The organism is Streptomonospora sp. PA3, assembly GCF_009728995.1.
In the GTDB taxonomy this organism is placed as follows: domain Bacteria; phylum Actinomycetota; class Actinomycetes; order Streptosporangiales; family Streptosporangiaceae; genus Streptomonospora.
Genome location: NZ_VTZW01000019.1, coordinates 295,851 through 313,988 on the forward strand (window position 1 = coordinate 295,851; position 18,138 = coordinate 313,988).

12 protein-coding genes are annotated in these 18,138 nt (G+C 74.9%); 7 read left to right on the forward strand and 5 right to left on the reverse strand.

The annotated features are described in order from the left end of the window. Positions 1-142: 142 nt before the first annotated feature. On the reverse strand, positions 143-1,180 hold the full coding sequence (locus tag FZ103_RS20635) for a ferrochelatase (protein ID WP_156003513.1): 1,038 nt from the start codon (positions 1,178-1,180) through the stop codon (positions 143-145). Between the two features lie 125 nt (positions 1,181-1,305). On the opposite strand from FZ103_RS20635, the gene FZ103_RS20640 reads away from it, so the two are divergent. Next, the gene (locus FZ103_RS20640; RefSeq protein WP_156003514.1) at positions 1,306-2,607 is read left to right on the forward strand and encodes a D-arabinono-1,4-lactone oxidase; all 1,302 of its coding nucleotides are present in this window, start codon (positions 1,306-1,308) and stop codon (positions 2,605-2,607) included. 89 nt (positions 2,608-2,696) lie between these two features. On the opposite strand, the gene FZ103_RS20645 is transcribed toward FZ103_RS20640, so the two are convergent. Next, the gene (locus FZ103_RS20645; protein ID WP_156003515.1) at positions 2,697-3,620 is read right to left on the reverse strand and encodes a hypothetical protein; all 924 of its coding nucleotides are present in this window, start codon (positions 3,618-3,620) and stop codon (positions 2,697-2,699) included. A gap of 522 nt (positions 3,621-4,142) precedes the next feature. On the opposite strand from FZ103_RS20645, the gene sepH reads away from it, so the two are divergent. Then, positions 4,143-5,375, forward strand: a complete 1,233-nt coding sequence (gene sepH / locus FZ103_RS20650) for a septation protein SepH (protein ID WP_156003516.1) — start codon at positions 4,143-4,145, stop codon at positions 5,373-5,375. A gap of 52 nt (positions 5,376-5,427) precedes the next feature. Here the strand turns inward: sepH and FZ103_RS20655 are convergent, their stop codons facing one another. Further along, the gene (locus FZ103_RS20655; protein ID WP_156003517.1) at positions 5,428-7,203 is read right to left on the reverse strand and encodes a PH domain-containing protein; all 1,776 of its coding nucleotides are present in this window, start codon (positions 7,201-7,203) and stop codon (positions 5,428-5,430) included. Positions 7,204-7,273: 70 nt separating this feature from the next. Then, positions 7,274-7,735, reverse strand: coding sequence for a PH domain-containing protein (locus FZ103_RS20660; protein ID WP_156003518.1), 462 nt, complete (start codon positions 7,733-7,735; stop codon positions 7,274-7,276). A gap of 274 nt (positions 7,736-8,009) precedes the next feature. Here FZ103_RS20660 and FZ103_RS20665 point away from each other — a divergent pair, with 274 nt between their 5' ends. The 3 genes from FZ103_RS20665 to FZ103_RS20675 all read left to right on the forward strand — a co-directional run bounded on the left by FZ103_RS20665 (position 8,010) and on the right by FZ103_RS20675 (position 10,782). Continuing rightward, positions 8,010-8,999 carry an ATP-binding cassette domain-containing protein gene (locus FZ103_RS20665; protein WP_156003519.1) on the forward strand — a complete coding sequence of 330 codons (990 nt, stop codon included), beginning with the start codon at positions 8,010-8,012 and terminating at the stop codon, positions 8,997-8,999. Next, on the forward strand, positions 8,996-9,826 hold the full coding sequence (locus FZ103_RS20670; protein WP_156003520.1) for an ABC transporter permease: 831 nt from the start codon (positions 8,996-8,998) through the stop codon (positions 9,824-9,826). Before FZ103_RS20665 ends, FZ103_RS20670 begins: the two co-directional genes overlap by 4 nt. 164 nt (positions 9,827-9,990) lie before the next feature. After that, complete coding sequence (locus FZ103_RS20675) at positions 9,991-10,782, forward strand: sporulation protein (protein ID WP_156003521.1); 792 nt, start codon at positions 9,991-9,993, stop codon at positions 10,780-10,782. A gap of 50 nt (positions 10,783-10,832) precedes the next feature. Here FZ103_RS20675 and FZ103_RS20680 read toward each other — a convergent pair whose 3' ends face one another. Continuing rightward, positions 10,833-14,117, reverse strand: coding sequence for a BTAD domain-containing putative transcriptional regulator (locus FZ103_RS20680; protein ID WP_186356608.1), 3,285 nt, complete (start codon positions 14,115-14,117; stop codon positions 10,833-10,835). A gap of 392 nt (positions 14,118-14,509) precedes the next feature. Here FZ103_RS20680 and FZ103_RS20685 point away from each other — a divergent pair, with 392 nt between their 5' ends. Then, positions 14,510-15,091 (forward strand): YbhB/YbcL family Raf kinase inhibitor-like protein, encoded by a 582-nt coding sequence (locus FZ103_RS20685; RefSeq protein WP_156003522.1) that lies wholly within the window; start codon positions 14,510-14,512, stop codon positions 15,089-15,091. 433 nt (positions 15,092-15,524) lie between these two features. Then, positions 15,525-17,924 carry a hypothetical protein gene (locus FZ103_RS20690; protein ID WP_156003523.1) on the forward strand — a complete coding sequence of 800 codons (2,400 nt, stop codon included), beginning with the start codon at positions 15,525-15,527 and terminating at the stop codon, positions 17,922-17,924. The last annotated feature ends 214 nt before the right edge of the window (positions 17,925-18,138 follow it).

The following is an 18,138-nucleotide window of genomic DNA, read 5'->3' on the forward strand; positions in this document are numbered from 1 at the left end:
CGGCCGCGCCGACGGACGCGCACGGCCCGGGGCCGCGGTGGATCCGCCGGCTCGGGATGTCATGGACATCCGCCGCGAAATCAACATCAACCTCGAATGGACCCTATCGGGCGCGGCACCCCCGCGGCAGCGGCCGGGCGCGTCAGCGCTGCCGGCAGCACCCTTCCGGGCAGTCGTGGCAGGAGGGCAGGGAGGTCAGGCCGAAGGGCTCGGCTCCGGAGGCGCGCTCGGCCACGAGCTCGCGGACCATGGTGACGAACCGCGGGTGGGTGCCCGGGCTGTGCGCGCGCACGAAGTGCATGCCCAGCTCCTCGGCGGTCTCGCGGGCCTCGTTGTCCAGGTCGTAGACGACCTCCATGTGGTCGGAGACGAACCCGTAGGGCACGACGACGACCGCGGTGACGCCCTCCTGGGCCAGCTCGGCGAGCCTGTCGTTGACATCGGGCTCCAGCCACGGCTGGGAGGGCGGGCCGCTGCGGCTCTGGTAGACGAGGTCGTAGGGGTGGTCCTCGCCCAGCCGCTCGCTGATCAGGCGCGCGACCTCGGCGAGCTGGGCCGCGTAGGCGCCGCCGGGGCCGTAGCCGTGGCCGGGCGCGCCGCTGGCGTCGGCCATGGCGGTGGGGATGGAGTGGGCCGAGAACAGCAGGTGCGCGGCGGGGCGCTGGTCCTCGGGAAGCCGGTCGAGGGCGTCGCGGGTGTGCTCCACCAGCGGCTCGATGAAGCCGGGGTGGTCGAAGAAGGGCCGGATCAGCTCGATGTCGGGGGCGTCGGGGCCGACGGCCTCGCGGGCGGCGGCGATGTCGTCGAGGTAGGCGCGGTGGCTGGAGTAGTTGCTGTAGGCGGAGGTCGCCAGCGCCACGGCCCGCCGCACCCCGTCCCGGGCCATCTGCGCCACGGTCTCGGTCAGCATCGGCGTCCAGAAGCGGTTGCCCCAGTAGATCGGCAGGTCCACGCCGGCACCCGCGAGGTCGTCGCGGACAGCGGCGATGAGGTCGCGGCACTGCTGGTTGATGGGGCTGACGCCGTCGTAGAGGTAGTAGTGCTGTCCGACTTCGGCCAGGCGCTCCTTGGGGATGTTCCGGCCGCGGGTGACGTTCTCCAGAAAGGGGATCACGTCGTCGTTGGACTCGGGGCCGCCGAAGGAGACAAGCAGGAACGCGTCGTAGGGGTCGTAGGGCATGGCTCCATCAAACCAGCTCGCCGCGGCGCCCCCGTTCCCCCGCGCGGGTTGCGCGTGTCACCGCATGCCCGCGGGCGCCCGGCCGCCGAGGGCCCGGAACCGGCCGCCCGGTAGTCTGCCCGGCTATGAGCACTGTGGTGTGGCGCACGTGGTCGGGAACACAGGAGGCGCGCCCGCGCCGGATCGCCGCGCCCTCGGGCACCGCCGCCGTGGCCGCGGCGGTGCGCGCCGCCGCCGAGGAGGGGCTGCGGGTCCGGATGGTCGGTTCGGGCCACTCGTTCACGGGCGCGGCCGTCACCGACGGCGTGCTGCTGTCGCCCACGGGACTGGCGCGGCTGCGCGGCGTCGACGCCGAGGCGGGGACGGTCACCGTCGAGGCGGGCATGCCGCTGTGCGACCTCAACGAGGAGCTGCACGCGCGCGGGCTGGCGCTGGCCAACATGGGCGACATCGCCGTGCAGACCGCGGCGGGTGCCGTGCAGACCGGTACGCACGGCACCGGCCGCGACTGCGGCGGGCTGGCCGAGCAGGTCGTCGGAATGGAGTTGGTGCTGGCCGACGGGTCGGTGGTGGAGTGCTCGGCCGATCGCGAAAGCGCGCTGTTCGAGGCGGCGCGCGTGGGGCTGGGCGCCTTCGGCGTGGTGACGGCGCTGACACTGCGGGTGGAACCGGCGTTCCTGCTGCGGGCGCGCGAAGAGCCGATGCGCCTTGAGGAGGTGCTGGAGCGGCTTCCGCAGCTACGGGCCGAGAACGACCACTTCGAGTTCTTCTGGTTCCCCCACACGGGCCGCACCAACACCAAGCGCAACAACCGGGTGCAGGGGCCGGCCGAGCCGCTGAGCCCGCTGCGGTCCTGGCTGGACGACGAATTCCTGTCCAACACGGTCTTCGAGGGGGTCAACCGGCTGGGGCGGCGCGTGCCTGCGGCCATTCCGGCGATCAACCAGGTTTCGGCCCGGGCGCTGTCGGCGCGCACCTACACCGACGCCTCCTACCGCGTCTTCGCCAGCCCGCGCCGCGTGCGCTTCGTCGAGACGGAGTACGCGGTGCCCGCCGAGGCGCTGCCCGAGGTGCTGGCGCAGATCCGCCGCATCCTCGACTCGGGGCGCCACCGCATCGGGTTCCCCATCGAGGTGCGGTTCACGCCGGCCGACCGGGTGTGGCTGTCGACGGCCTACGGGCGCGACACCGCCTATGTCGCCGCGCACGTCTACCGGGGAATGCCCTATGCGGACTACTTCCGCGAACTGGAGGCCGTCTTCACCGCCGCGGAGGGCCGCCCGCACTGGGGCAAGCTGCACACGCGCGGCCGCGGCGACCTCAGCGCCGCCTACCCGCGCTTCGAGGAGGCGATGGCGGTGCGCGACCGGGTGGATCCCCAGCGGCGGTTCGCCAACGCCTACCTCGACGCGGTGCTGGGCGCCTGAGCGCGTGTTCCCCGTCTTCCCGCGGGTCGCAGGAGTGCTCGCTGTTCCGCAGGTCTATGGGGCGCTTCGACGCTCCGTCCGGCGCGGGGTCACGGCGACGCCGGCGCCTGCTCCACACCGCCCCGGCCGGCGGGCGCGTCGCCGCCGGTGCCGGGCGCCTGCTCGTCGGTTCCGCCGGTCTCGCCGGTGTCCTCCTCGGGCACGGAGGTCTCCTCGCCGGTGTCCTCCTCCCCGCCGGGCTGCGGCTCGGCGGGCGCCGGAGCGGTCGGCTGCTCCTGCTGCCGCTCCACCCCGCCGCTGGGCGCCGCCGGGCTGCCGCCCTCCTCGCCGGTGCCGGCGGTGGGGGTCGACTCGGGCGCCGGATCGGCGCCGCCCTGGCCGTCCATGGAGCCGCCGCCCAGGAGGGTGGGCGCCGAGGGGTCCTCACGTCCCTGGACGGTGTCCGACAGCGACTGGCCGGTGAACAGCTCGAAGACCAGGATTGCGGCCATCACCGCGACGAACACCGCGGCGGCCGGGACGGCCAGGCGGCGCCAGGTCAGCCATCGCCGGCCCGCGGCGGGGTCCTCGCCGGCGGCGGGATCCGCATCGGCGGCGCCCGCGCCCCGGCCGGCTCCGGCCAGCGGCAGGGCCCGCGTCTCCTCGGCCCAGGGGCGCTGCCCGCTGTCGGACGGCGTGTCGTCGGAGGCCGCGGCCAGCAGGGTGTCGCCGTCGGCGGCGCCCGGGCCCGAACGGGCCAGGGACTCCCGGGCGCTCTCCTCGCCTGCGGAGCGCCCGCTGCCGCGCACCGCCAGGCCGCGGGCCTTGGCGCCGCCCTGCTGCATCCAGTGCGCCACCACGGCCGTGCCAGCGGTGCTGATGACGCTCATCACCGCGGCGCCGATGACGGTGCCGTAGACGCCGAGGAACGACGCCGCGGTCGCCGCGGCCATGGTGGCGACGCCGCCGCCGATGAGCTGGGACGCGCTGATGTCGACGCGCTTGCGGCGGCCCTCGTTGTCCCCGTCGGTCATCGCCCCCTCCTTCTCGGCCGCCGCGCGGTCGGGTCGCCGCCCGCGGCCGCTGCGGTGCGCGTGGCACCGCTCCCCCGTACACACCCGGACAACCGCACCAGGAGGCACCGATGTTCCACCGAAAACCCAAAATCCGGAATAATCACTTTTCCACATCGTGCAGCGCGGTGCCTTGACTCTGCACCGCATGCGAAGAAGGTGCGCCGATGTCCGCGTGCGGGAAGAAAAGTCGGCCTTCGCGACCGGCCCGGTCTGGACGCCGCGGGATACCATCGGCGCAGAGGCGGTGGGCGGTGCTTCGGCCGCACGCGCTCGCCGTTTCCGGCAGTCCCTTCGCCCGTCCCGCCCGGGCGGCGCTGGGGAGCACGACGAAGCTCGACGGGCGGTCGCCGGCCGCCCTCGGAGGCCACGCAGTTCGGACATGCCAGGCGCGGTGTTGGCCGAAGGCGTGGATGCCGTTGAGACTGGGATCGTGGGGGATGGCCGAGGACCTACCCTCGACGGGACGCGAAAGGGAGGGCGATGCACGAGCTTCGCCTCGCCGCCGTCAGTGAGGACGGCACTTACCTGGTATTGGCGAGTGCCGGTCGTGGGACCCGATTCATGCTGCCCGTCGACGACCGTCTCCGCGCCGCCGTGCGCGGACAGTTCTCCCGGCTCGGCCAGTACGAGATCGAAGTGGAGAATCCGTTGCGCCCCAAGGAAATCCAGGCCCGGATCCGCTCGGGCGAGACAGCCGAGGCGATCGCGGAGCTCTCCGGGATCCCCATCGAGCGCGTCCGCTGGTTCGAGAGCCCCGTGCTCCAGGAGCGCGAGTACGTCGCGCAGCAGGCGCAGCGGGCATCGGTGCGCCGCCAGGGGGAGTCCTCCCCCGGCCCGGTCCTCGGCGATCTCGTCGCCCAGCGCATCGGGCCCCACCAGTTGGAGACCGGCGACGCGGTCTGGGACTCCTGGAAGCGCGAGGACAGCACCTGGCAGCTCAAGCTGGTCTTCCTGCAGGCCGGTGAGGAGCGCGTGGCGCACTGGGTCTACGAGCCGCGGCGCCGTTCGGTGACCCCCGCCGACGAGGAGGCGCTGCGCTTCCTGGCCCCCGACGCCGACGAACCGCTGGATCTGGGCCCGGGCAGCGCCAACGTGACCCCCTTCGTCCCGCGGCGCCAGGGCCCGCCCGCCGCGGAGCCGCTCCGTCCCGAACCCGCGCGTCCCGAGCCCGCGCGCCCGGAGTCCCCCCTGCCCGCCGAACCGGCCCGGAGCGAGGAGCCGCCCGCGCCGCCGGCCCCCGCTGCGGCGCCCGAGCGGCCGGCGGCCGGCCGCACCCGCATCACGCCCGACCGCGTCCTGCCGACGGGGGGCGACTCCTCCCCCGATCCCCTCGCGCCGCCACGGCGCGAGGAGCCGGCGCCCGCTCAGGAGCCGCCCGCCGCCGAGCCCGAGGCCCCCGCGGCGTCGGCCGAGGAGTCCGCGCCCGCCGAGCCGCCCGCGCGCCCGCAGCGGCCCGAGCGGCCCGCCGTGGGGCGCACGTCCATCCAGAGCAGCGAACCCCCGGCCGCCCAGCGGCAGACCGCCCGCGCCCCCGAGCAGACCGAGCGCCAGGACCGCCCGGCCGCCCGCCGGCAGGAACCGCCGGTCCCGGCGGCTGCCGCCGGGACGACGGGGCCTGCGAGCGGATCGGCGCCCCGGCGCAAGGGCCGCGGCCGGCGGGCCTCCGTGCCCTCGTGGGACGAGATCATGTTCGGCTCGAAGAAGTCGGAGTAGGCGGCGGCGTGCGCCCGGGCCACGGCCCGGGCGCACGCCCGCACGGTTGGGCTCAGCCCGATTCGCCGCCGGTCCGGGCGTCGTCGCCGCCGGGCCGGCTCCGCAGCCCGCCGGACTCCGTGCTCTCGGCGGTCTCGGTCGGTTCTCCGGATTCCAGGAAGGGCCGCACCATCTCGGGCGTCACGCCGCGCGCGAAGGCCACCGACTCGGTGAACGAGGCGTCGATCGCGGAGTAGCCGCCGCTTCCCGCCCCCACTGACAGCTCCAGGTCGGCCAGGCCGGCGCGGCGCTGGAACAGGGTTTGGCGCCACGTCCAGCCGATGATGGCGTCGCGCACGACCACGGCCTGCACGCGCCGCAGCGAGCCCGACCGCACGCTGACCTGGCGGCCGTCGTCGCCGTGGCCCAGGGAGCGGTACCGGTCCACGCCCAGCGGCACGCCCAGCAGCGCCGGCAGGGCGAGCAGGACCGCCACCCACAGCGGGGCGAGGAAAGCGGCCGCGGCCGCGGCGACGGCGAAGGGCGCCACCGCCCGGAGCAGCCGCCGCCCAAGCGCTGCGCGCGGGTGGCGCACGAGCGTGCCCCGGAAGGCGGTCAGCGCGCGGTCGGCGACCTCCTCCACCCGCCGGCGCGGCCCGATCGGCATCAGCACGGCGCGGGTGGCGGTCTCTCCCAGGCCGGTGACGATGGCGCGCAGGCGCACCGCCGAGCGCGTGCGCTCCAGCGGGTTGTCGAGCAGTTCGTGGCCGCGGATGCGGCGCTTCTCCAGCGTCACGCTCTGCCGGGTCAGCAGTCCACGCTCGGCCACCAGCGCGTCGCCGCGGCGCAGCAGGGTGAACCGCCAATGCGTGAGCGCGTAGGAGACCACCGCGAACAGCGGCATCGCGACCAGCAGCACCAGGACCAGCACCGCCGCGACCGCGACCAGTAGAGAGAAGGCCATCTCGGCGGCGAGCCGGTACAGGTCGTAGGCGGTGTCGCCGACCCGGTCCCCCGCGGCCTCCCCCAGACCTTGGCTGATCAGGCCGAACAGGGTGGCCAGCGCCACGAACGGGGTCAGCAGGTAGCCGAGGCTGAAGACGGCGTAGCCGTACCAGCTCGCCGGCATGGCGAAGTACACCTCGGTGTCGGACTCATCCGGGCCCGCGGCGCCGCCCGGCACCGGCGCCGCAGCGGCCGGAGCGGGTGCGGACTCCTCCCCGCGCAGGTGGGCGCGCCGCCGCAGCAGGACCCGGCGCAGCCGCTCGGCCTCCTCGGCGGTGACCGCGTCGAGTTTGCCCTCCTCGCTGCCGCCTCCGCCGGCGGCCGCCTCGATCTTGACGACGGCCAGCCCCAGCATGCGGTGAAGGGGATTGGAGCTGATGTCGACCCCGCGGATCCGCTCCAGCGGTATGGAGCGGTGTGAGCGGTTGATCAGGCCGCGGCGGATCTCCAGGCGCTCGGCGCCGACCTGGTAGCGGAACGTGTACCAGGTGACCAGGCCGCTGAGCACCATCGCCGCGATGGCGACAGCGGCGCCGCCCAGCATCCACGGGTTGAAGCTGTAGGTGCCGGCGATCAGCGCGACCACGACGGGGACGAGGTAGCTGCGCAGGTAGTTGAGGGGCGAGGTGAGCAGGGTCAGCGGGCTGAGGCGGTAGGCCGGCTCCGCCTCGGCCGCGGCCTCGTGCCCGCTTCCGGGTCCAGGCGCGGCGGCCTCCTCCTGCGGCGCGGCCGGGTGCTCGGGGTCCCGGGGAGCGTATCCGGCGCCCGCGGGCGGCTCGCCTCCGGCGCGCTCGGTCTCGCCCGGGCGCGACCGGGGTTCCTCGGGCGGAGGGTTCTCGCTCATCTGGCTCCTCGGATCGGCCCGGACCCGCGCGGGCGAAGGACCGCAGCGCCGCGCGGGGCGGGTGCGGCGCTCATGTGGCGTCGTCGCGCAGTTCGGCGGCGCGCTCGGCCAGCTCCTCGGAGATCCGCTGGGCGTCGGCGGCGCCCAGCCCCTCGATCGTCGAGGAGCCGGCGTGCGAAGCGGTCTGCACCTCCAGCGTGGCGACGCCGAAGAGCCGCTCCATCCAGCCCTGGCGGTGGTCGACGGTCTGGATGCGGCTGACGGGGACCAGCTGCCACTGGCGGCTGAACCAGCCGACGCGGGTGTAGACGACGTCGGCGGTGACCTCCCAGCGGTGCACGCGGTAGCGCCACCGGGGCACGACCACGGTGCGCACGGCCGCGTAGGCGGCGTAGAGGACGGGCAGCCACCAGGCGTTGCGCAGCAGCCAGTCGGGCACCCACTCCCAGGACACGGCGCGCAGCCCCCACGCCCCCGCGCACAGCAGCGCGAGCAGCACCGCCGACCCGATCGCGGCCTGCAGGGTCCACATGTGCACCGATCTCGGTGACACGCGGTTCGTCGGGGGTCTCAATCGCGTCGTCGTCGCCACGGCACCGAGTCTAGGCGCGGCGCGCGTCGCCTGGATCACACGCCGCGACCGGCTCCGCGCCGGGAAGCCTGTGCCGACCCGCGGTGTTGCACCCATGCGCGGACCGCGGGAACCGGGTGTCCGCGGTATGTCAGCCGTTGCGGGAGCGATTGTCAGCGGTTTGTCAGTACCCCGCCCGAGACTGGCGGCATGAACGCATACGGGGAGGAACGAGATGACTGACGCCATCCGGGCGGAAGGTCTTGTCAAGAGGTTCAAGGGGCAGACCGCGCTCGGCGGGGTGGACCTCACGGCGCGCACCGGAGCCGTTCTCGGGGTGCTGGGGCCCAACGGCTCCGGCAAGACGACTACGGTGCGGATTCTGGCGACCCTGCTGCAGCCCGACTCCGGGCACGCCGTGGTCGGCGGCTACGACGTGGTGCGCGAACCCCATCAGGTGCGCCGCCAGATCGGTCTCACCGGCCAGTACGCGGCCGTCGACGAGGACCTGACCGGGACGCAGAACCTGGTGCTGATCGCGCGGCTGCTGGGATTCTCGCGCTCGGCGGCCAAGGTCCGCGCCGGCGAGCTGATGGACCGCTTCGCCCTGGCCTTCGCCGCCGACCGCCCGGTCAAGACCTACTCCGGCGGCATGCGGCGCCGCCTGGACCTCGCCGCCAGTCTGGTGGGCCGGCCCTCGCTGCTGTACCTGGACGAGCCCACGACCGGACTCGACCCCCACAGCCGCAACGAGCTGTGGGACGTGGTGCGCACCCTGGTGGACGACGGGGTCACCGTGCTGCTGACGACCCAGTACCTGGAGGAGGCCGACCAGTTGGCCGACGACATCGCCGTCCTTGACCGGGGCGAGGTCATCAGCCGCGGCACCCCCGATGAGCTCAAGGCGCGAGCGGGCTCGCAGGTGCTGCAGGTGCGGCCGCTGGAGTCCGCCCGGCTGGAGCAGGTCGGACGCATCGTCGAGGACGTCACCGGCTCGGAGGTCCGCTCCGGCGAGGGCGCCGCCAACGCCTCGGTCACCGACACCACGGTCATGCCCGAGGTGGTGCGCCGCCTCGACGACGAGGGCATCGCGGTCGCCGAGCTGGCCCTGCGCAGGCCCAGCCTGGACGAGGTGTTCCTGGCGCTTACTGGGCACACCGCCGAGAACGTTCCCGATTCCGGCGGCGCCGCGGGCGCCGCAGAGACCGAGAGGACCCACGCATGAGCGCCGTGGACACCGCCGAGCCGGCGGGCGGCACGGCCACCGCCCCCGTCGTCACCGCGCGGATCACCCCGCTGTCAACCGTGCAGCACGGTGCGCTGCTGACCTGGCGCAGTCTGCTGAAGATCAAGCGCAATCCCGAGGAAGTCCTCGGGCTGACGTTCATGCCCCTGATGTTCGTCGCGTTGTTCGTGTTCGTCTTCGGCGAGGCGATGATGGGCGACTGGCGGGCCTACCGCGACCTGATCACGCCGGGGATCATCGCCCAGTCGGTCATCTTCGCCACGATCGGCACCGGCGTCGCGCTGAACACCGACATCGAGAAGGGCATCTTCGACCGGTTCCGATCGCTGCCCATCGCGCGTTCGGCGCCGCTGATCGGCGCCATCCTCGGCGACCTGGTGCGCTACCTGCTGACCGTCATCATGGTCATGCTGGTGGCGGTGGTGATCGGCTACCGCCCCGAGGGCGGCGTGCCGGGCCTGCTGGCCGCGACCGCGGTGGTGATGGTCTTCGCGTTCGCCCTGTGCTGGCTGTCGGCGTTCATGGGGATGCTGCTGCGCACGCCCATGGCCGTGAACATCTTCGGATCGGTGTGGATGTTCCCGCTGACCTTCGGCAGCTCGGCGTTCGTGCCCACCGACCAGATGCCGGGGTTCATGCAGACCTTCGCCGAGGTCAACCCGGTCACCCACGTCATCAACGCCATGCGCGAGCTGCTGGCCGCCGAGCCCGCCGGCGAGTCGCTGCTGTGGGTCGCGATCTGGACCGCCATGATCACCGCCGTGTTCTTCCCGCTCGCCACCCGGGCCTACCGGCGCCGCGCCTGAGAGGGCGCCCCGGCCCCCGCCCGGCGCGGACGGGATCGGGCGGTGCGGGGCCCCGCTCCGGGGCGGGCGGCGGGGAACCGCGGGCCGCCGGCGGGCGTCGGAGTCCTCGCAGGCCATCAACGCCCGCCGCGCGGCGGCGGCTCCAGCACGACCGGAAGGACACCATGGGCATCAAGCGCATTCTCGCCGCATTCGGCATCGGCGGCCCGAGCATCGACACGGTCGTCACCCAGCCCCAGGCCAGGCCCGGCGAACGGCTGGAGGGTTACATCGACCTGGTCGGGGGCGACGTCGAGGCCGACATCGACGAGATCGCGGTGGCGCTCTCGGCCCGGGTCGAGGTCGAAAGCGGCGACTACGAGGGCCAGGTCACCCGCGAGTTCTCCCGCGTGCCCGTCTGCGGGGCCTTCCGCCTGGCCGCCGGCGAGCAGCGGCGGATCCCGTTCAGCTACCCCGTCTCCTACCAGAGCCCGCTGACCGACGCGGGCGGGCGCAGCCTCCCCGGCGCCATGCTGGGATTGAGCACCGACGTCGTGATCGGCGGCGCGCCCGACAAGGGCGACCTCGACCCAGTGCGCATCCACCCCCTGCCGGCCCAGGACCGGGTGCTGGAGGCGGTGCACCGGCTCGGGTTCACCCTGCTCAAGACCGACATCGAGCAGGGCCGCCTGGTGGGCACGCGCCAGGAGTTCCCGATGTACCAGGAGCTGGAGTTCCGGGCGGCGCCGCAGTTCGCCGGCCGGATGAAGGAGATGGAGCTGTCGTTCGTCGCCGACCCGCAGGGCGTCGAGGTCGTGCTGGAGGTCGACAAGCGCGGGGGCCTGTTCACCGAGAGCCAGGACCGCTTCGCCCGGTTCCGGGTGGAGCACGCCCAGGCCGAGCAGGGCGGCGACTGGGCACCCGTGCTCGCCGACGCCGTGGAGTCGATGCTCAAGCGCCGCGGCATCTTCGGCTAGCCGGCACCCCGCAGGTCCCTGTCCGCCGCCCCTCGCCCCGGCCGTGGCGGTCAGCCGGCGGACTCGGGGCTCCCCTCGCCCGCCCAGGAGTCCATCCAGGCACCCATCCGGTCGGGGGCGGTGGCCGCGCCGGCGGCGAACGCCCGGTCGAAGGCGGCGGCCCCCAGACTGCCCCGGGCGCGGGCGCGGACGCGCACCACCGCGGGATCGGCCTCGTTGGGCAGGCCGCGTACCGCCTCGGCGCAGCCCAGCAGCACTGCGGCGCGTTCGGGCCACTCCCGGTGCAGCACCTCGGCCAGTTGCTCCAGCACGTCGGCGCAGGGCATCCCGGTCATGGCCGGAGTGATCATCCGCCAGGCGGCCGCGGCGTCGGCGAGTGCGGCGTCGCGGTCGCCGAGGGCCATCGCGATGCGGCTGCGCAGCGCCAGCCACACGGGTTCGATCTGCGCCCGCAGGACGGCGTTCATCGCGGCGACCTCGGCGGAGAGCGCCAGCACCATCTCGCGCGCGGCGGCGTACTCGCCCGCGGCGTACTCGACCTCGGCGGCGCCCACCTGGCAGAACAGCCGGGTGTCGCTGTCCGCGGCCAGGGTGCGGGCCTCGGCGATCTCGCGCCGGGCGGGCTCGATGCGGCCGCGCCCCGCCAGACCCATGGCCCGGCGCACCCGGAACTGGGAGCGCAGCCCGCCCACCCCGATCTCGGCGGCCAGGGTGTCGCCCTCGGCCAGCAGCTCCAACTCCCGGTCGAGGTCGGTGAGGTGGTAGAGGCCGGCGGCCATGGTCAGCGCATGCGCGGTGCCCCACCGGTCGCCGATGGTGCGGAACCGCTCCAAGGCGGTGAGGACGCGGCGGCGCCCCTCGCCGCCCTCACCCGAGTGCAGTGCCAGCAGGCCGCCGAAGAGCTGCGCCGCCGCGCGGATCCAGGGGTCGGGGTGGTCGGCCGCGGTCTCGGCCAGTCGGGCGCTGCGCTCGGTGCGGTCGTAGCCGAGCATCCCCAGCAGCATGGCGATCATGAGGAGCCCGGGGTGGTGCTCGGGCCGCCCGCCCGATTCGGCCAGCAGCTCCTCGGCCCGCAGCAGCCCCTTGACCGAGATGTCGCGGGCGTTGAAATCGGCGCCCAGTGAGTGGACGGCCAGGCAGTGGGCGTAGGCGACGATGCGGTCGGCGGGCGGGCGCTCGCCGACCGCCCGCAGCAGCTCGCCGCACAGCCGCACCAGGTCGGCCCAGGAGTTTCCCATCTGCCAGTACCAGCAGGAGGCGTGGAGCAGGTCGAGGGCTAGCGAGACCTCGCCCCGGCCGATCGCCCAGCGCAGCGCGGCGGTGAGGTTGTCGTGCTCCTGGCGCAGCAGCGCCAGCCAGCTCAGCTGCTCGGTGCGGCGCAGGTGCGGGTCGGCGCGGGTCCACAGGTCCAGCGTGTAGTCGGCGTGGGCGCGCCGCACGGCCGGCTCCTCGCCGCTCTCGGCGAGGCGCTGGGCTCCGTAGGCGCGCACCGTCTCCAGCATGCGGTAGCGGGGCTCGGATCCGCCGTCCTCGGCGACGTCGGCGATCACCAAGGACTTGTCGACCAGGGCGAACAGCACCGACCACACGTCGCGCTCGCCGATGGCGGCGTCTTGGGAGCCGACGTGCTCGACGGCGCCGAGGGCGGCACCGCCCGCGAAGACCGACAGCCGGCGCAGCAGGGTGCGCTCGGCGTCGTCGAGCAGTTCCCAGCTCCAGTCGACGACGGCCTGCAGGGTCTGGTGCTGCGGCAGCGCGAAGCGGTTGCCGTTGGTGAGCAGCCGGAACCGGTCGGACAGCCGGGAGGCGAGGTGGGCGACGGGGATGGCCCGCAGCCGGGCCGCCGCCAGCTCCAGCGCCAGCGGCATGCCGTCGAGTTCGCGGCAGATCCGCACCACGTGTTCGGCGTTGTGCTCGTCGAGCGCGAAGTCGGGATCGACCGCGCGGGCGCGTTCGACGAACAGCCGCACCGAGGCGTAGTCGCCCGCGTCGCGGGCGGTGGTGGTCTCGGGCGGCAGCGCGAGGGAGGGCACGGCCAGCAGCCGCTCGCCGGCGATGCCGAGCGGTTCGCGGCTGGTGGCGAGCAGGCGCAGCCGGGGGCAGCGGGCGAGCAGCCGCTCGGCGACCTGCGCGGACTCGGCGACCAGGTGCTCGCAGTTGTCCAGGATGAGCAGGGCGTCGCGGTCGGCGAGGAAGTCGACGACGCGGTCGATGATGTCTCCGCCGGCGGCGGGCGCCCCGGAGGACAGCGACATGCCCGGGGGCTCGCTCAGGCCCAGTGCGGCCAGCAGGGCGTGGGGGATGTCGGCGCCGTCGCGCAGCGGGGCGAGTTCGACGAACCACACCCCGCTCTCGGCCGGACGCTCGTCGGCGAAGCGGCCGCCGGCCTCGATGGACAGCCGGGTCTTGCCGGCGCCTCCGGGGCCGATCAGGGTCACCAGGCGTTCGTCGCGGAGCAGCCCACCGACCTGGACGACCTCGTCCTCGCGGGCGACGAAGCTGGTCAGGATGTGCGGGAGGCGCTTGACCGGGCGCGCGGGGGGCGGGGCCGGCTCCGTCGGCGGTTCGGGCCGCGCCGGCGCCGGCGGTTCGCTGTGGAGCTCGCCGCGCAGCAGTCGCAGGTGCAGCCGCTGCATGTGCGGGGAGGGGTCCAGGCCCAGCTCCTCGGCCAGCCCGCGGCGCAGCCGGTCATAGGCGGCCAGGGCGTCGGCCTGGCGCCCCGCCGCCGACAGCGCGCGGACGAGCAGCTCGGCCGAGCGCTCGTCGTGGGGCTCGCGCGCGGCGAGCGCCTCGATCTCGGGCAGCGCGTCGTCGTGGCGGCCGAGGTCCAGACGCAGGGCCAGGCGCTCCAGCAGGATGCCGCGGCGGGATTCGGCCAGCCGCACGGCGACGTCCGCGGCGCCGCCGGTCTCGCCCAGGTCCGACAGGGCGGGTCCGCGCCACAGCGCGAGCGCCTCGCCCAGTAGTTCGTCGGCCTCTTGCAGGCGGCCTTCGGCTCGGGCGCGGCGCCCGCACCGGGCCAGGTCCTCGAACCGGTGGAGGTCGACGCTGCCGGCATCGACCTCCAGGCGGTAGCCGGCGGAGTCGCCGTGCAGGGGCGCGGAGGCGCCCAGCGCACGGCGCAGCCGCGAGGCCAGCGCCTGCAGGGCGTTGCCCGCGCTCTCGGGTTCGGGTTCACCGGCCCAGACGCCCCGGATCAAGCGCTCGCTGCCCACGGTGCGGCCGGGCGTGAGCAGCAGCAGCACGAGCAGGCGGCGCAGCCGCAGCCCGCCGACGGGCACTGCCGCGCCGTCGGCGGTGTAGACAGCGAGTGGACCGAGGATGGAAAACCGCACGGGTCCATGATTGCCGATTCCCGCGACCGGAGCTCAACGGGTTTTGCGATCCGGTGGAAAACCCGTGTCCACCCCTCGGAGGAGGGCGAACAGCGACCACGGATCATCGCGCGGACCCGCCCCGAGCGCGGTCCGACACCGTCTGCCGCGCAGCCCGCAGGGGCGCCACCGGGCCGGCAGAGCGCCTGCAGGCCCCGGGGACACGCAGGCCACTCGGGGACGCAGCCCTCCGGGGACACAACAGTCCGCGGCGGGTGGGCGAACTCATCGCCGCTCCGTCCGCAGTATGGTTCGGGTATGCCGTGCCGCGCGGCCGCTGCGCGGGCCTTGCGCGCCCGCCGCGGCGCGATGGGCACCGGGACAGTCCCGTCGCATCGTCTCGCAGGAGCACCATGTTCTCGGTCGACCGCCGTTCATCCCGATCGCGCCGCGCAGGGGCGCGGCTCGCCGCCGCGTGCGGTGCCGTGCTGGTCGCGGCCGCGGCCTCGGGGTGCGAGTCGCTGACCTCCGGTGCCGAGGTCGAACTCAGCGACGACATCAACCTGACGAGCACGATGATGCAGGCGGGCGAACGCATCCCCAAGCTCTACACGTGCCGGGGCGAGGGGGTCTCGCCGACGCTGCAGTGGTCGGGGCTGCCCGACGACGACGTCACCGAGTCGCTGGCGCTGGTCGCCGACGCCCCCGAGCAGGCCACGGTGTTCTGGGTGCTCTACGGCATCGACCCCCAGACCGCCGAGCTGCGGCAGGGCACGGTCCCCCACCCGGGCGAGCAGGGGCCCAACAGCGAGGGACGGACCTCCTACGACCCGCCCTGCTACGAACAGGACGGCGCCGACGAGATCCGCTTCACCCTCTACGCCCTCAGCAGCGACGTGGAGCTCGCCGACGACGCGTCGCTGGAGGCGGCGCTCGGCGCGATCGCCGACCGCGCGGTGGCGCGCGGCTCCCTCACCGTCACCAACGGCCCGTGAGTTCCGCCGCCGTTCAGCGCCGCGAATTCCAGCGGAGCACGCCCTTCCGGTGGTCACCGCGTGTGCACCGGAGGAACCTCCGTCGCCCTCTGCACTCATGCCGCATCTATGCATAAAGTGGGTCCGTGCCCCCCGTTGATTACCCCATGACCGAAACGTGCGAATGCCGCGGCCGACGCCGCCGCACGAGCCCGGCGACCGCCCCGGGCCGCGCGCGCGGCTCGGCGGATGCGGGCCCGCCGGGACATCCGGCGGGCCGCCTCGCGCGTCCCTTCACGACGGGGGCTCCCCCACGGGCCGCGCGCCGCGGTCCTCCGGCGGCGCCGTACCGATCGCTCGCTCCGCGTGCTTCCACACCGGCCGACCCCCTCGCCCCCGCCGGTGGCAGCCATGTCGTCTACCAGGCCGCGGGCCCTAGGGTGGTGCATTCACCGTGACCATTGCGCTAATCGCGATCATCGCCGTCATCGTGGTCCTCATCGTCCTGGTGCTGATCCTGCTGGGCATGCGGGCGCTCAACGCCAGCAACGCCGACGACGGCTACGACGACGAGGACGAGCGCGCCTACGCCGACGACTACGACGAAGAGGAGCCCGGCGACGAGCCCGAGCCGCGCGGGCGCGGCCGCGCCCGCGAGCGCCGCCCGCGCGCCGAGGCGGCCCCCGCGCGCTCGCGCAGCCGCCGCGGGCGCTCCCTCGCGCGCGACGACGCCGACGACTTCGCCGGCAACGACTTCTGGTCCAGCCTCTCCGGCGACGATCCCGACTTCGACGACGAGGAGCGCCCCTTCAGCGGACGGCGCGACACCCGCGCGGAGTCGACCGCGGCCATGGCGGCCGTTCCCGACGATGACGACGAGGACGACGCCCCCGCCCCGGCCCGTGCGGCCGACGCCGGGCCCGAGCGCCCCGCTGCCGCCGAGGGGGCGTCCCGCGGCCGCCGGGGCACCGACCCAGGCCCGGCCCCGACTCCGGCGAGCCAGGGCGGCGGCTCCACCGACACCTCCGGACTGCGCATGCTGGCCAGCCTGGGGCAGGGCCCGGCACCGGGCGAACCCGCCGAGCGCGGTGCGCCCCAGGAGCGCTCGGCCGCGCCCGCCGACGAGCTCGGGCGCTCGGGCGGCCGCGGCACCGCGGACTCGCGGGACCCGCTGAGCGACCCGTTGGGCGGGCCCGCGTCCGGTTCGGCCGCCCGGTCTCGGACACCGGCCGCCTCCTCCGATCCGCTGGCGCCGTCGGGGCCTGTGTCGCCGTCGAGCGGAAGTGAGCAGACCCGGCCCGCACCGCGGGAGTCCGGTTCCTTCGCGCACGACCCTCTCAGCGGCCCCTCTCCGCTGAGCCGCGGTGCGCAGCCGGGCTCATCGGGCGCCGGCCCCTCCCCCTACGACACCGGGTCGCATTCGCGTTCCTCCTCGCCGACTTACGACTCCGGCCCCCTCGGCCCCGGCGCGGCGGCATACGAGGGCTCCCCCGCGGGGGGCTCCTCCTATGACACCGGATCCCACTCCCGCTCCTCCTACGACTCCGGCCCCCTCGGCCGCCCCGGGTCGGGCTACGAGGGATCCCCGGCCGCGCCCTCCTCCTACGACACCGGATCCCACAGCCGCCCCTCCCCCTCCTACGAGTCGGGGCCGCTGAGCCGCTCCGGCTACGAGCCCACCGCCGGCTCCGCCTACGACACCGGATCCCACACCCGCCCCGCTCCTTCCTACGACTCCGACCCGCTGAGCCGTCCTTCCCCCCACGAGACCGGGTCCCACAGCCGCGGGGAGTACGGGCGGGGTTCGACGGCGGGTTCGGCCTACGACACCGGATCGCTGAACCGGCCCTCCTACGAGTCCGGTCCGCTGAGCCGCTCCGGCTACGAGCCCTCCGCCGGCTCGTCCTACGACACGGGCTCCTACAACCGGCCCGCCTACACCCCCTCCGGGCCGGGCTCGCCCTACGACACCGGGTCCCACAGCCGGCCGTCGGACGGCGGCTACGAGTCCGGCGCACGCGGGCCCTCGGGCGGCGGCGACCCGCTGACCGATCCCTCGTTCACCCCCTCGGGCAGGTCGGGACCCGACACCGGATCGCCGATCTGGTCGAGCCTGGAGACCGGGTCGCACCAGCGACCGGGGCCGCCGCCGGCCGATCCGGGCCGCGCGGCCGGGCCTCCCCCGCCGGACGGCGACCCGGCGGTCCCGGGATCGGCGGGCGGCCAGAGCGGGCCCGCTCCCACCCCGGCGGGCGGCTTCGAATCCGTGCCGGCCTACGGGGCGGCCGCCTACTCCCGCGAGCCCTACGACAGCGGCCCCTTCGGTGCCCCGCCGCCGCACACGGGCCCGCAGAACATCGCGCAGTCCGGTCCGATGCCTCCGGCGCCGAGCGGCGGGCCGGACAGCGGCTACGGCTACGGCGGGCCGCAGCAGGCGCCGTGGGACCAGCCGCCGTGGGGCGGCGCCGCCGGCGAACAGCCGGGCATGGCGCCGCGGCCCGGATACGAGTCCGCGGCGCCCTACGGCACTCCCGGCGGCTACGGCCCGGACGGCCACGGCAGCGGCCCCTACGGCGCCCCGCCCCACACGGGCCCGCAGAACGGCTACCCCGCCGCCGGCTCCGGCCAGCCCTACCCCGGCTACGCCGACATGCTCGGCGACTACCCGCCGGCCGCCGACCAGTACGGCGGCTACCCGGCGGCCGGCGCCGCGGGCTACGACCACTACGACCCCGCACCGGGGGAATGGCCGCCCTACTCCGGGCATCCCGAGGCCTACGACCCGGAGAACCCGCCCCCGCCGCCCTACGGCCGCGGCGGCTACGGCTACGGCGGCGACGGGCGGTTCCGCTAGCGGGCACCGCAGCCGGTTCGCAGGTGAACGGGGGGCGGGGCGCACCCGGCGCGCCCCGCCCCCCGTTGTGTCTGCGGCCCCGTATCCCCGCCGGTCGACGTCTCCGGAAACGGTTATCAACATCATCGCGAAAGCGCACCCCTGAGCGCCCGCGAGTGACTACAGTACGTAACGGACGAGGTTCGTCGGGTCATGGGCTCCTCCGCCCCGACCC

Coding starts and splice junctions, on each gene's coding strand:
- FZ103_RS20665 (WP_156003519.1), top strand. CDS start 8,010: ATGACTGACGCCATCCGGGCGGAAGGTCTTGTCAAGAGGTTCAAGGGG.
- FZ103_RS20640 (WP_156003514.1), top strand. CDS start 1,306: ATGAGCACTGTGGTGTGGCGCACGTGGTCGGGAACACAGGAGGCGCGC.
- FZ103_RS20685 (WP_156003522.1), top strand. CDS start 14,510: ATGTTCTCGGTCGACCGCCGTTCATCCCGATCGCGCCGCGCAGGGGCG.
- sepH (WP_156003516.1), top strand. CDS start 4,143: ATGCACGAGCTTCGCCTCGCCGCCGTCAGTGAGGACGGCACTTACCTG.
- FZ103_RS20660 (WP_156003518.1), bottom strand. CDS start 7,735: ATGTGGACCCTGCAGGCCGCGATCGGGTCGGCGGTGCTGCTCGCGCTG.
- FZ103_RS20635 (WP_156003513.1), bottom strand. CDS start 1,180: ATGCCCTACGACCCCTACGACGCGTTCCTGCTTGTCTCCTTCGGCGGC.
- FZ103_RS20670 (WP_156003520.1), top strand. CDS start 8,996: ATGAGCGCCGTGGACACCGCCGAGCCGGCGGGCGGCACGGCCACCGCC.
- FZ103_RS20645 (WP_156003515.1), bottom strand. CDS start 3,620: ATGACCGACGGGGACAACGAGGGCCGCCGCAAGCGCGTCGACATCAGC.
- FZ103_RS20655 (WP_156003517.1), bottom strand. CDS start 7,203: ATGAGCGAGAACCCTCCGCCCGAGGAACCCCGGTCGCGCCCGGGCGAG.
- FZ103_RS20675 (WP_156003521.1), top strand. CDS start 9,991: ATGGGCATCAAGCGCATTCTCGCCGCATTCGGCATCGGCGGCCCGAGC.